This window comes from Streptomyces sp. ADMS (assembly GCF_033441795.1).
GTDB lineage: Bacteria > Actinomycetota > Actinomycetes > Streptomycetales > Streptomycetaceae > Streptomyces.
The window spans coordinates 44,358-56,433 of sequence record NZ_JAVFVX010000002.1 but is presented as its reverse complement, the minus strand read 5'-3'; the positions used below and the strand labels follow the sequence as shown (position 1 = coordinate 56,433).

The window sequence follows — 12,076 nt, the reverse complement described above, 5'->3', positions numbered from 1 at the left end:
AGTTGTCGGGGCCTCTCTTGTCAGGAGTGCTGACATCGCGAACATAGGTGTGTACATTGCGGCCGTCAAGAAAGTGCACAACATTTGGTCCGGCCGACGAGTCGTGACGAGGCAGCCGTGGATCCTCCCCGCCACTGCTGCCGCGTCACCGCAGGTCCGCACGTCCGGCTGCCGATTCGTACCCGGGTCCGCGGGGTTCCGCGCGACTCGTTCTGTCACCTCGGGGCGTACACACATTCACCGTTGCTTCGTCAGGAGAGGCCCATGCAGAGGCGCGTTCTCGGACTAGCCGCAGTAGTGATCACGGTCGTCGGCGCGGCCGGATGCGGGTCCTCGGACCCGGCAGGAAGCAGTTCGTCGTCCTCGGACGGCAGCAAGACCACGCAGGTCAAGGTCGGCATCATCCCCATCGTCGACGTGGCCCCGCTCTATCTGGGCCAGCAGAAGGGGTTCTTCAGCAGCCGCGGCATCGAACTGGAGATGGTGAGCGCCCAGGGCGGCGCCGCGATCATCCCCGGTGTGGTGAGCGATCAGTTCCAGTTCGGGTTCAGCAACACCACGTCGCTGATGATCGCCCAGGTCAAGGGCGTACCGGTCAAGTCCGTGGTCAACGGCGCGGCCTCCAACGGCAAGGTCGGCGGCGATGTCACCGGCGTGGCCGTCAAGAAGGACAGTCCGGTCAAGACTGCCAAGGACCTCGCGGGGCGCACGGTGGCCGTCAACACCCTGAAGAACATCGGGGACACCACGGTGCGCGAGTCGGTCCGGCTGGCCGGCGGAGACCCGTCGAAGGTCGAGTTCGTCGAAATACCGTTCGACCAGATGCCGGCCGCACTGGACGGCGGGCGGGTGGACGCCGCCTGGATGGGCGAACCCGCGATGACGATCGCCAAGGCGCAGGGTGCCCGCGTCGTGGCTTCGCCGTTCGCCGAGACGGACCCGAACCTGACCGTGGCGACGTACTTCACCTCCACCCAACTCGCGAAGCAGAATCCCGACCTGGTGAAGAAGTTCACCGAGGCCATGAGCGAGTCGCTCCAGTACGCCACCGACCACCCGGACGAGGCACGCCAGATCCTCACCACCTACACGAAGATCAGCGGCGATGTCCTGACCAAGCTCACGCTGCCCAACTGGCCGGCGGAGATCGACATGGCCTCACTGGAGAAGCTGGCTTCCCTCGGGGAGACGGACGGCCTCTTCGACGGCAAGAAGCCCGACCTGAACGCCCTGTTCTCATGACCCGCACCGCTGTCACGACCGCCACGGCGGGCTCCGCCGGGACCGGTTCCGGTCCCGGCGGGGTTCCCGCCCGGCGTCTGCCGGAGCGTGCCGTCGCCCCGCTGCGCGGCCTGGCCGGACTCGCCGGCCTTGTCGCGGTCCTCGAAGTGCTGCCGCACAGCGGTCTGGTGTCGGCCGACTATCTGCCACCGGCCTCGGAGACCGTCCGCGCGCTGTGGCACCTGCTCGCCGACCAGACGTTCTGGACGGCGCTGGGCGACACCCTCACCGGCTGGGGCCTTGGCCTGGCCATCTCCGTCGTGGCGGGAGTGGCGGCCGGGCTGGTCATCGGCTCCGTACCCGTACTGCGCTCCGTCACCGCCTCCACCATCGAGTTCCTGCGCCCCATCCCGTCCGTCGCCCTGATCCCCGTCGCCGTGCTGCTCTACGGCGCCGACCTCAGATCGAAACTGCTGCTCGTGGTGTACGCCGCCTTCTGGCAGGTGATCGTCCAGGTCCTGGCCGGCATCCAGGACGTCGACCCGGTCGCGGACGACACCGCCCGCAGCTACCTGCTCGGCACCTGGGGGCGGTTGCGCCACGTCATGTGGCCCACCGCGCTGCCGTACGTGATGACGGGTGTACGGCTGGCCGCCACCGTCGCGCTCATCCTCGCCGTCACCGCCGAACTCGTCATCGGCGCACCAGGCCTCGGCCGCGAGATCGCCGTCGCACAGGCGTCCGGAGCCGTACCGCAGGTCTACGCCCTGGTCCTGGTCACGGGGCTCCTCGGCGTCGCCGTCAACCTGGTGGCGCGAGCGGTCGAGCGACGGGCGCTGCACTGGCACCAGTCCGTACGCACAGAGGTGGCCGTATGACCGTCCTCACCCTCCTGCGACGCGCCCTGCTTCTGCTGGGCCTGCCCGCCGTCCTGTTCGCCGTGTGGTGGTACGCCACCGCCGACAGCACCGACTTCTACGTCCCCCCGCTCGCCACCATCCTGGAAGCCTTCGGGAAGGTCTGGACGGGGGAGCGGCTGCTGTCCGACGTCGTACCGAGCCTCCTGCGCCTCGCCGCCGGCTATCTGCTCGCCGTGGCGGTCGGAGTGGGACTCGGCCTGCTGGTCGGTATGCGGCGCACCGTCCGTGACGTCCTGGAACCGGTTCTCGAACTCTTCCGGGCCATCCCGCCGCCCGTGCTCGTGCCGGTGATCATGCTGTTCGCGGGCATCGGCGACACCATGAAGGTGCTCGTCATCGTGAGTGGCTGCGTGTGGCCGATCCTGCTCAACACCGTCGAGGGTGTCCGTGCCGTGGACGAGGTGCTCAGCGACACCTGCCGGTCCTACGGCATCACCGGTGCCGCACGTCTGCGGCATCTGGTGCTGCGCGCGGCGAGCCCACAGATCGTCACGGGCATGCGCCAGGCCCTGTCGATCGGCATCATCCTCATGGTCATCAGCGAGATGTTCGCCGCCAGCAATGGCCTGGGCTTCACGATCGTGCAGTTCCAGCGCTCGTTCGCCATCCCCGAGATGTGGAGCGGCGTCCTGCTGCTCGGCATCCTCGGCTTCCTGCTGTCCCTGCTCTTCCGGTTCGCCGAGAACCGCGCCCTGGCCTGGTACCACGGCCTGCGCCGCGCCCAGCGCAACCCCTGAAACGGAGCCGTCGATGCTCGACGTACGCAACCTGCAGAAGATCTACACCGGACGGAACCGCAGCGTCGAAGCCCTGCGGAACCTGACGTTCCATATCGGCGCCGGTGAGCTCGTCTGCCTGGTCGGCCCCTCGGGATGCGGCAAGACCACGCTGCTGAAGTGCATGGCGGGCCTGCTCGCCCCCACCGACGGCGAAGTACTCCTGGACGGACGCCCGGTCGCCGGGCCCCCGCCGGGCATGGCCGTGGTCTTCCAGGAGTACGGCCGTTCTCTCTTCGCCTGGAAGAACGTCCGCGACAACGTCGCCCTGCCGCTGCGCCGCAAGAAGCTCGGCAAGGCCCGAGAGCGGGAACTGGTCGACCACGCACTCGAGGTCGTGGGACTGGCCGACGCACACCAGGCCTACCCCTGGCAGCTGTCGGGCGGCATGCAGCAGCGCGTCGCCATCGCCCGCGCCGTCGCGTACGAACCGAAGGTCCTGCTCATGGACGAGCCCTTCGCGGCCGTAGACGCGCAGACGCGCGCCGAACTCGAGGACCTCATCCGGCACCTGTGGCGCGAACTCGGAGTCACCGTCCTGTTCGTCACTCACGACATCGACGAGGCGGTCTATCTCGGCCAGCGCACCGTCATCCTGTCCAAGTCGCCGACCATCGTGCAGGAGGACCTGGCCATCGACCTCCCCGACGAACGCGACCAGTTGCACACCCGCTCCAGCCCCCGCTTCGCCGAACTGCGCGCCCATGTCTACGAACAGATCCAGCGGGCCAAACACCGGAGCGGCGACACGGACACCCAGGTCGTGGGCCCGACACCGGAACCGGTGCTGCAGAAGACCGAACGCTGAGCCGATGTCGTCGTGGGGACCGGCACCTCCTGGCGTCGGCCGGGGGTCCGACACGCGTGACGAACTGCGCTCGCCGGAACTGCGTGAACCCCCGGCGGGACGGGGCTGGCCAGGAGGATGCCGAGGGTTTCGGCCTTGGCGCGCTCGGATCCGGCACCCTCTCCGGCGAACACCAGGCTGGTCTTCTTCGAGACACTGGAGGAGGACCGGCCACCGGCGGATTCGACGAGTTCGTTCGTCTGGTTGCGGCTGAGCTTCTCCAGGACACCGGTCATCGCGCCGGTCACCACCACGGTCATGCCCGCCAGCGGCCCGCCCGCCGGCTCCGTCTCCTCCGAGGCGGCGGCCGCGTCCGCGGACGCGGGCGCGGTCACCGGGGAGGGCGGGACGGCGCCGGGCTCGGCCATGTTCACCCCGGCCGCGACGAGTCTGTCGATGAGCGGGGCCAGTCCGGCGAGTCCGGCGACGATGGACGGGGCCTTCTCGGTGCCGATGCCCTCGACCTGCCGCAGCGCGTCGGCGTGCGCGGCACGGATTTTCTCCATGATGGCGCAGTGCCGGGCGATACGGCGGGACATGGAGCGTCCGGTGCCACGCACCCCGAGCGCGCACAGCACGCGCGAGAGGGTTCCTCGCCGCGCTGATCGCGGCGAGGAGGTTGCCGGTACTCGTCTCTCCCACCCGCTCCAGGCCGAGCAGTTGCTCCCGGGTGAGGGCGAACAGGTCGGCGAGATCCTTCACCGGGTCCGCGTCGACGAGTTGCTGACGGGACTGGCCGTGCTCGGCTGCGCCGCGCCGATCGCAGGGCCACCACGCACCGGCAGGTCGCCGACCTGCCCCCCGCACCCTCGAGCCGGTCGTGCCGCGGGGGAGCCTGCCTCCTGGAGAACAGGCCTGTCCGCAGCCGGACTCAGGACAGCCGCCCTCCCCTGTGAGACCCCCTGCCGTCTCGTACAGCCCCGGTGACGAAGCCTCGGCGCGATGACGGGACGGATGGCGAGGGGCCGGGCGGCAGCCGCCCGGCCCCTCGCCATCCGTCATGGTGCGAGTTATCTCAGATCGCGGCGCTTCCACTGCCCGTATCGCTCAGAGCTGTCATCCGGGCTGCTTCTGCGCGAGCGGAGTGACGGCTATGCGGTCGATGACCGGTGCGTACGGGGAACGCTGGTCGTACTGGTTGTAGGTGTCGCCGTTGAAGTCGGGCAGTTCCTCGGCGGTGAAGGTGAGCCGGTTGGTGCCCTTCTTCAGCGTGAGTGGGACGGTCAGTTCCCAGAAGTTGTTGGAGTGGAAGGTCGTCGGGAACAGCACCCGGTGGGCCGGCCCGCCGTTGACCGAGACGTCGGCGTGCCGGGCGATCGGGTCGGGGTTGTAGTGCGTGGCGGGCGCCTGTTCGGCGTTGGAGTAGCGGATGGTCACCGCGTGCCGCCCGGCCTTCTGGGCGACGACGTCGACGCTGAGGGCGTTGGCACCGCCGTCGCCGATGTCGGTGACCGACTTGCCGCCCGAGGCGAAGGTGTGGGCATCGGTCACCTTGGCGGCGCCGGTCAGCCGGCCGTCCTCCGCCTGGTAGAGCTTGGTCGTCAGGGTGCCGCCGCCCGGTGCGACCCGCAGCCGGTCGAGGAGCAGTGCGCGTGAATCGCCGTCGACGGTGATCTTGTTGATACCGCCGGACAGGAACATCTGCACCCGGGCGGTGCCCTTCCTGCCGCCCCCGACGCCGGGTACGTCGAGCTTCTCGCCGTTGAGGGAGAGGCTGGCCCTGCCTCCGCCCAGGTGGTCGACGTACACGGTCGATTCACCGTCGGTGGGGGAGTGGACCCAGAAGGTCGCGGAGTCGCCCTTGGACAGCGGCACCGTGCCGGGACCCGAAGCGCCGGCGCGGGTGTAGGCGGGCCGCGTTCCGGAGAGGGTCGCGTACTCGGCCTCGTAGACGGCCGGCGCGGTCACCTGGGCGTCTCGCAGTGACAGGTCGACCTTGTCGATGATGGCGTCGCCCCTGGTGACGCCCAGGTCGGCGTCCTCGGCGGCGAGCGTGATGCGGTGCTTGCCGGCGGTGAGCTCCACCGTGGTGTCGGTGTGGCCCCAGACCACCCACTTGTAGCCGAGCGGCAGCCGCAGCTCCTGTGGATCGGCGCCGTCCACCCGCAGGAAGACGTTGGTGGGCCCCTGCTCCTTCACCAGGCCGTACAGGTTGTAGGAGTTGGCGAACACGCTGAGGTCGTACGTGCCGTCCTGCGGAACCTCCACGTCGAAGGCGAGGACCCCGTCGGAACCGGTGCGCAGGCCGCCGACGTTGTAGGTCCCGGAGGTCGCGAACCCGCCGACGTTGGACGGCGTGCCCTCGGGGCCGTTCTTCGAGAAGCCGCTGCCGGTGTACGTGGCGTTCTCCGCCTCGTACGTCCCGTGCCAGCTCACCGACGGCTCGGCCGGTACTCCGCCGTGCCCGCCGGGGGAGAGGATGACCTGGTAGGCCGACATCTCGTTCATGCCGGTCATGGGGAGGGTGACGGTGCCGTCCGCGCCGACGGCCAGCTCCTCGTCGGCCAGTCGCAGCGGCTGGGCCGAGTCGCCGACCTGGCCGGTCCAGGGGATCTCCTGCACGGTGGCGTGGACTGTTCCGCCGAACAGTTCGGGGTCGATGTTCCGGAAGACGACGTCCGCGTCACCGCTCTTGCCGCCGAAGATGGCCCGCGACTGCTTCTTGTCCTCGTCGAGGGTGGCCACTCCCTGGAGGGTGTACTGCTGGTTGGGATGCGGCGCGGTCACCTCGACGGTGTGGCCGGACATCTGGCCGTAGGCGTTGAACAGCCACCACTGGCCGTTGCCCTTGTTGGCCTCCACGGCCGAGTCGTTGAGGTTGCCGTCGATGTTCCAGTACGCGAGGTCGGCGTCGATCTTCGACTCCTCGATCGCCGAGACCCACTGCACGACCTGCCCGGGCACGGAGAGGTGGTAGTTGTGGCCGTACTCGTTGACGTTGATCGGCAGCGGGCCGACGCCGACGTCCTTCTCCATCTGCCGGTACTTCGCCACGTTGGTGCGGACCGCGGCGGGCGACGACAGTTCGTGCCAGGTCATCACGTCCGGCACGACGTCATTGGCCTTGGCGTACTGCAGGAAGCCCTTGACCTGGTTGTAGAGGACGCTGGTGTTGGGGCCGGCGATGCGGGCGTCTGGGTCGAGGTCCTTGATGAGGTGGTAGACCTCCTTCCAGGCCGCGAAGTAGTACTGCGGGTCGTTCAGCCAGGAGACCTTGTTGTAGCTCCACTCGCCGGTGCCGAACATGTTCCCTTCGGGCTCGTTGAAGGGGACGTAGACCACGTGGTCCTTGTATGTGCCGTCCAGGGCCAGGACCTGCTGGACCTGCTTCCTGATCTTCTCCTTGAAGTCGGCGAGCCGCGCCGGACCGTCCGTGCCCGGCCACTGGTAGGGGAAGCCGCGGTAGATGTCGGTCATGTAGATGTAGACATCCTTGCCGCCGGAGTCCACGAACGCCGGGAGTATCTCCAGCGCGTCCGCTCCGGGGTGCTGCGGTCCGTCCTGCGCCTTGGTCGACACCGTGCGGACGTGCATGCCCTCCAGGACGTTGCGGCTGGGCGCGCCGTCACCGTAGACGCCGTACAGGGAGCCGGAGGCGCCGCCGTGGAAGGCGCCGGTGTCGGTGGCGAGGTCGATGGTGAGCCGTTCGGACTCCGCCGCGCGGGCCGTGCCGCCGGCGGCGGGTACGGCGAGCAGGGCGGCGAGGGCGGTGACGGCGGTGACGCCGGCGCCTGTTCTGGTTCTGCTGCGGGTGCGTCGCACTTGGGTCTCCGTGAGTGATCCGTCAGAATTGTCGAACCGGTTCGAAGAACGCGTGCCGGAAGCTAGCACCGCCGAGAAGGGGTCAGCAATACCCTCGACGTGGATCGGGAGCAGTCACCTGGAAATCTGCGCAAGCCATTGACATCGGTGCCTGCCGCTCCTAACTTCCCTCCACACGAACCGGTTCGACACGGGGTTCCGTGAACATCGGTGAGATCGCCGGACGGGCCGGTGTCCCGCGGAGCCCCGTGTCCCACGCCCTGAGCGGCGGACGCCCGGAACCGGAGGAACCCGGTGCTCGATCCGGCAGGTGATCGACGGGCTGGGTTGTCGGCCCAACTCCGGCGCGTGGGCCCTGGCCAACGGGCGGACCAGCATCACCGGCCTGGTCTTCCCGCCGCCGGCCGTGGAGGCCGCGTCCGCGTACGACTGCGACGTAGTGCTCGCCCCCGGGCGGCGGGGTGCCCACGGGCCTGGCGCTGTTCGGCGAAGGGCTTTCCCTGGCCGGACTCACCCCGGCCCAGCGAGCGGCCTGGACGACGGCACGCATCGTGTTAACCCCGGTCCGGCGGCCGAACGCCGTGGCAACGAGATGGCCATCGGCGCGATCATCGTCCTGCTGATCGCGGGAACCGCGGCCGGCGCGGCCACCCTGTGACAGACGCAGCCAAAAAATTTCGGACGGCGATGTCGAGAACTTGTGCCTGGCTCCGTCCCCGTAGTGAACGCGACCACAATGGATCGCACCAGTACCGAGGAGACGCACCATGGCCAAGTACCTGCTGCTGAAGCACTACCGCGGCGCCCCGTCTGCCATCAACGACGTGCCCATGGACCGGTGGACGCCCGAGGAGATCTCGGCCCACGTGCAGTACATGAACGACTTCGCGGCCCGGCTCGAGAAGTCCGGCGAGTTCGTCGACGGTCAGGCGCTCGCCCCGGAGGGAACCTGGGTCCGTTACGACGGTGAGGGTCGGCCGCCGGTCACCGACGGACCGTTCGCCGAGACCAAGGACCTCATCGCCGGCTGGATGATCATCGACGTCGACAGCTACGAGCGCGCCGTCGAGCTTGGCGGAGAACTGTCGGCCGCCCCTGGGGCAGGCGGGAAGCCGATCCACGAATGGCTCGAGCTGCGCCCGTTCTACGGCGTGTCGCCCACCGTCACAGAGTGATCTCTCAAGTGAACGAGGTGCTGCTGAGGAGCCTCACGCCGAGTGTGCTCGGGATCCTCGTCCGCCGCGGAGCCGACTTCGCGGCGGCCGAGGACGCCGTACAGGACGCACTGGTCGAGGCGGTCCGTGTCTGGCCGGACGACCCGCCACGGGATGCGAAGGGCTGGCTGGTCACCGTGGCCTGGCGCCGGTTCCTCGACGCGACCCGGGCGGACACCGCCCGCCGCCGGCGTGAGGACCTCGTCGACGAGGAACCGGTGCCCGGTCCCGCGCCGACGGTGGACGACACGCTCCAGCTCTACTTCCTGTGCGCCCATCCGTCGCTGACCCCGTCGTCCGCGGTCGCGCTCACCCTGCGCGCCGTCGGCGGGCTGACAACCCGCCAGATCGCCCAGGCCTACCTGGTGCCCGAGTCGACCATGGCGCAGCGCATCAGCCGGGCCAAGCGCACCGTCTCCGCAGTGCGGTTCGACCAGCCCGGCGATGTCGCCACCGTGCTGCGCGTTCTCTACCTGGTCTTCAACGAGGGCTACTCCGGCGACGTCGATCTCGCCGCCGAGGCCATCCGGCTCACCCGGCGGCTCGCGGCCGCGATCGACCACCCCGAGGTGGCGGGGCTGCTCGCCCTCATGCTGCTCCACCACGCCCGGCGCACCGCCCGCACGGCGCCCGACGGCAGCCTGGTGTCTCTCGCCGAGCAGGACCGCGGCCAGTGGGACACCAGGACGATCGCCGAGGGCGTCGGCATCCTTCAGACGGCCCTCGCCCGCGACCGGCTGGGTGAGTTCCAGGCCCAGGCGGCTGTCGCGGCACTCCACGCCGACGCGCCGACCGCCGGGGAGACCGACTGGGTGCAGATCGTGGAGTGGTACGACGAACTCGTGCGCCTGACCGACAGCCCCGTCGTCCGGCTCAACCGCGCGGTGGCCGTCGGCGAGGCCGACGGACCGCGCGCCGGCCTGGCGGCACTCGCGGAGCTGGACGACACACTGCCCCGCCACACCGCCGTGGCGGCGTACCTCCACGAACGCGACGGTGACCTGACGACAGCGGCACGGTTCTACGCCGAGGCTGCGCAAAAGGCACCCAACCTCGCCGAACGCGACCACCTGACACGTCGGGCCGCCCGGCTCAATGCCTGCCGCGGTCGCTGAGGAGGCGCCCGGGAGGCGCGACGCGTAGCGGGCGGGGCAGGCCGAAGGCTCTGGCGGACCGGGCGAGCGCAGGCGGGCCGGGCAGCGTCAGGTGCCGCTCTCGTCGGGTCTCGGCGGCCGGAGGGCAGCCCCGCTCAGGGCTGTTGCCGGGCCTCGTGGGTGATCTGCTGGCCCGATTCACGTGCCTGTTCGGCCGTACGCGCACCCTGACCGCGTATCTCTTCCTGGGTGGTGCGGGCAGCCTCGGCGGCCGTGTCCTTGACCTCCTCCGTGGCCTTCTGCGCGACCTCCTTGGCGTCTTCCCTCAGGTGCTCGGCGGACTCCAGAGCTGCCTTCTTGACCGGCTCCAGCGCCTCACCGCTGTGTTCCATGAGGCCGGAGGCCACCTCTTCCTCCGTCTGTGAGGCAGGCAGCATCGAGGACGCGAGGACCCCGACGCCGAAGGCGATGAGACCCGCGGTCAGCGGGTTGCCCTGGGTCTGGCGCACGGCCTGGTCGGGTGCCCGCCTGACGGCGTCGCCTGCCTGCTCAGCTGTCTCGCGCACGGTGTCGGTCGTGTGTGCGGCGCCCTCCCGCAGCGAGCCGGCCGCTGACTGGGCCCTGCCGGTGACCCCGTGAGCTGCCTCTGATCCGGACCCCATGACCCGCTCTCGCAGGCCCGTCACGGCGCCCTTGGCGCGTTCGGTGCGGCGCTGCACCATGCGACGGGGACTGGTCCGGTCGGTCAACTGGTCCACGTCGGCCGACAGACGGCCCCGGGTGGCGTCGATCTCGGCCCTTATTTGGTCGGGTGACGTGCCCATTCCGCATTCTCCTTCATCGATTCGACGGTCTGCTCGGGCTTGGGCGAGACAGTGCGCATCCGAGTGCGGCCCCGCTGGTAGAGCACGGCTGCGACGACGGCCCACACCGCGGTGACGATCAGGGAGGCCCAGCCGCCGTCCATGACGTTGGCCAGACCGAGGACAGCCGCCAGGGACAGGAACAGCAGCACCATGTAGCCGGCGAACCCTGCGCCGCCGTACAAACCGGCCGCCTTGCCCGCCTTGGTCGCCTCCTGCTGTATCTCCGCCCTTGCCAGCTCGATCTCCTGGCGGAACAGGGTCTGGATGTCGGACGTCACCACCGACAGCAGCTCGCCCACCGACGGGTCCTGCCCGCGCTCCGCCGGGCTCGGGGAGTACGAGGTCACCTCACACCTCCGGGTAGGGCCGACGCGGCGTCTCGGCTGGCGGGTCCACGGGCGAGAGCGGGGTCTGCGGTGGCCCGAAGGGCTCTGCCGAACGCGGAGCGGCAGACGGTACGGGCGGCACCGGAGGGGCCTCCCGCACAGCACCGGACGGGAGCGGCGACGGGACCGGCTCGTTCTCCGCGCCGAGCTGTGAGGTGTCCCTGAAGCCGCGCTGACTCGACTGCGACGACTGCCCGGCCTTGCCTGCCTTGGCCAGTCGCCCGACCACCACACCGGCCAGCAGGGCGCCACCCAGGAACGCAGCGGGACGCCTGCGGGCGAAGTGGCGGAGATCGGACAGGGCGCCGTCGACTCCCTGCTTCTCCAGGTAGTCGGCGGCCCGGTGTCCGCTGTCGGACACCTGGGAGGCGAGACTGCGGGCGGGTGAATCGCCCGGCGCGTTGTCAGCCAGGCCGCCGATGTCGTCGGACCACTGACGCAGCATTCCCGTCGCGCGCCGGGCCTGTTCCTCGACCTCGTTCACAGCGCGGCTGCGCAGCTCGTCGACGACCACGCCGGCTTGCTGACGGGCCTCTCCGGCCACGGCCCTGGTCTGCTCCGCGACGGTTTCCGTGACCTGGCCTGCGGCCTGCCTGGCCTGGTCGGCCGTGGTCGCGGCCTCGGCCTTGGCCGTCTCGCCGGTTTGCCTGAGCCTCCCGGCCCGGTCTTCCTCGTAATCAGTCATTGCCACCCTCACCGGACTAGATCGTTGTCGAATGGGTTGCGTGAGACCGCTCGGCGGCGAACCGCGATGTTGCCCTGGGCCTCCCGGTCGTGCATTCGCTCCCTCCCCGAGTAACTGTTCGGCCCGCACTGACACACGAATCAGGGCATTACTTTTAGGTGTAGAGCCCAGCCAGTCGGTGCCGTGCGCGGCAGCGGTGTGCCGCAGGTCGGGTCGACGCGGATTCCGCGCTGCAGCTGGGCTCGCCTTCGCCGGGCTGAACCTCGCCTCGGTGACGGGCCGGTCGAGAGTGGCCACCACCGCGC

The 12,076-nt window shown here is 69.7% G+C and carries 11 protein-coding genes and 1 pseudogene; 7 read left to right on the top strand and 5 right to left on the bottom strand.

Annotation, left to right across the window (positions count from 1 at the left end; translation table 11 throughout):
• Positions 1-264: 264 nt before the first annotated feature.
• From RB628_RS01170 to RB628_RS01155, 4 genes are read left to right on the top strand one after another with little or no spacing between them, the layout of a single operon-like run.
• On the top strand, positions 265-1,242 hold the full coding sequence (locus tag RB628_RS01170; protein WP_318318326.1) for an ABC transporter substrate-binding protein: 978 nt from the start codon (positions 265-267) through the stop codon (positions 1,240-1,242).
• The gene (locus RB628_RS01165) at positions 1,239-2,099 is read left to right on the top strand and encodes an ABC transporter permease (RefSeq protein WP_318318325.1); all 861 of its coding nucleotides are present in this window, start codon (positions 1,239-1,241) and stop codon (positions 2,097-2,099) included. Before RB628_RS01170 ends, RB628_RS01165 begins: the two co-directional genes overlap by 4 nt.
• Positions 2,096-2,878 carry an ABC transporter permease gene (locus tag RB628_RS01160; RefSeq protein WP_318318324.1) on the top strand — a complete coding sequence of 261 codons (783 nt, stop codon included), beginning with the start codon at positions 2,096-2,098 and terminating at the stop codon, positions 2,876-2,878. The genes RB628_RS01165 and RB628_RS01160 overlap by 4 nt, the downstream gene beginning before the upstream one ends.
• Positions 2,879-2,891: 13 nt before the next feature.
• Positions 2,892-3,725 carry an ABC transporter ATP-binding protein gene (locus RB628_RS01155; RefSeq protein WP_318318323.1) on the top strand — a complete coding sequence of 278 codons (834 nt, stop codon included), beginning with the start codon at positions 2,892-2,894 and terminating at the stop codon, positions 3,723-3,725.
• A 101-nt stretch (positions 3,726-3,826) separates the two neighbouring features.
• Here RB628_RS01155 and RB628_RS01150 read toward each other — a convergent pair.
• Both RB628_RS01150 and RB628_RS01145 read right to left on the bottom strand, forming a co-directional pair.
• A pseudogene (locus RB628_RS01150) lies at positions 3,827-4,487 on the bottom strand (helix-hairpin-helix domain-containing protein); the annotation flags it as partial.
• Positions 4,488-4,820: 333 nt separating this feature from the next.
• Positions 4,821-7,526, bottom strand: a complete 2,706-nt coding sequence (locus RB628_RS01145) for a cellulosome protein (RefSeq protein WP_318318322.1) — start codon at positions 7,524-7,526, stop codon at positions 4,821-4,823.
• Between the two features lie 310 nt (positions 7,527-7,836).
• Here RB628_RS01145 and RB628_RS42490 point away from each other — a divergent pair, with 310 nt between their 5' ends.
• The 3 genes from RB628_RS42490 (at position 7,837) to RB628_RS01130 (ending at position 9,855) form a co-directional block, all read left to right on the top strand.
• The gene (locus RB628_RS42490) at positions 7,837-8,184 is read left to right on the top strand and encodes a hypothetical protein (RefSeq protein WP_412180575.1); all 348 of its coding nucleotides are present in this window, start codon (positions 7,837-7,839) and stop codon (positions 8,182-8,184) included.
• Between the two features lie 109 nt (positions 8,185-8,293).
• Positions 8,294-8,701, top strand: coding sequence for a YciI family protein (locus RB628_RS01135; protein WP_318318321.1), 408 nt, complete (start codon positions 8,294-8,296; stop codon positions 8,699-8,701).
• Positions 8,702-8,709: 8 nt separating this feature from the next.
• Positions 8,710-9,855, top strand: a complete 1,146-nt coding sequence (locus RB628_RS01130; RefSeq protein WP_318318434.1) for an RNA polymerase sigma factor — start codon at positions 8,710-8,712, stop codon at positions 9,853-9,855.
• 134 nt (positions 9,856-9,989) lie between these two features.
• On the opposite strand, the gene RB628_RS01125 is transcribed toward RB628_RS01130, so the two are convergent.
• Genes RB628_RS01125 through RB628_RS01115 form a run of 3 tightly spaced genes read right to left on the bottom strand, consistent with a single transcriptional unit; the run spans position 9,990 to position 11,771 of the window.
• Positions 9,990-10,658, bottom strand: coding sequence for a DUF3618 domain-containing protein (locus RB628_RS01125; RefSeq protein ID WP_318318320.1), 669 nt, complete (start codon positions 10,656-10,658; stop codon positions 9,990-9,992).
• Entirely contained in the window at positions 10,634-11,047 is a 414-nt protein-coding gene (locus RB628_RS01120; RefSeq protein WP_318318319.1) for a phage holin family protein, read from the bottom strand. Before RB628_RS01120 ends, RB628_RS01125 begins: the two co-directional genes overlap by 25 nt.
• Position 11,048: 1 nt before the next feature.
• Positions 11,049-11,771 (bottom strand): hypothetical protein, encoded by a 723-nt coding sequence (locus RB628_RS01115; protein WP_318318318.1) that lies wholly within the window; start codon positions 11,769-11,771, stop codon positions 11,049-11,051.
• Between the last annotated feature and the right edge of the window lie 305 nt (positions 11,772-12,076).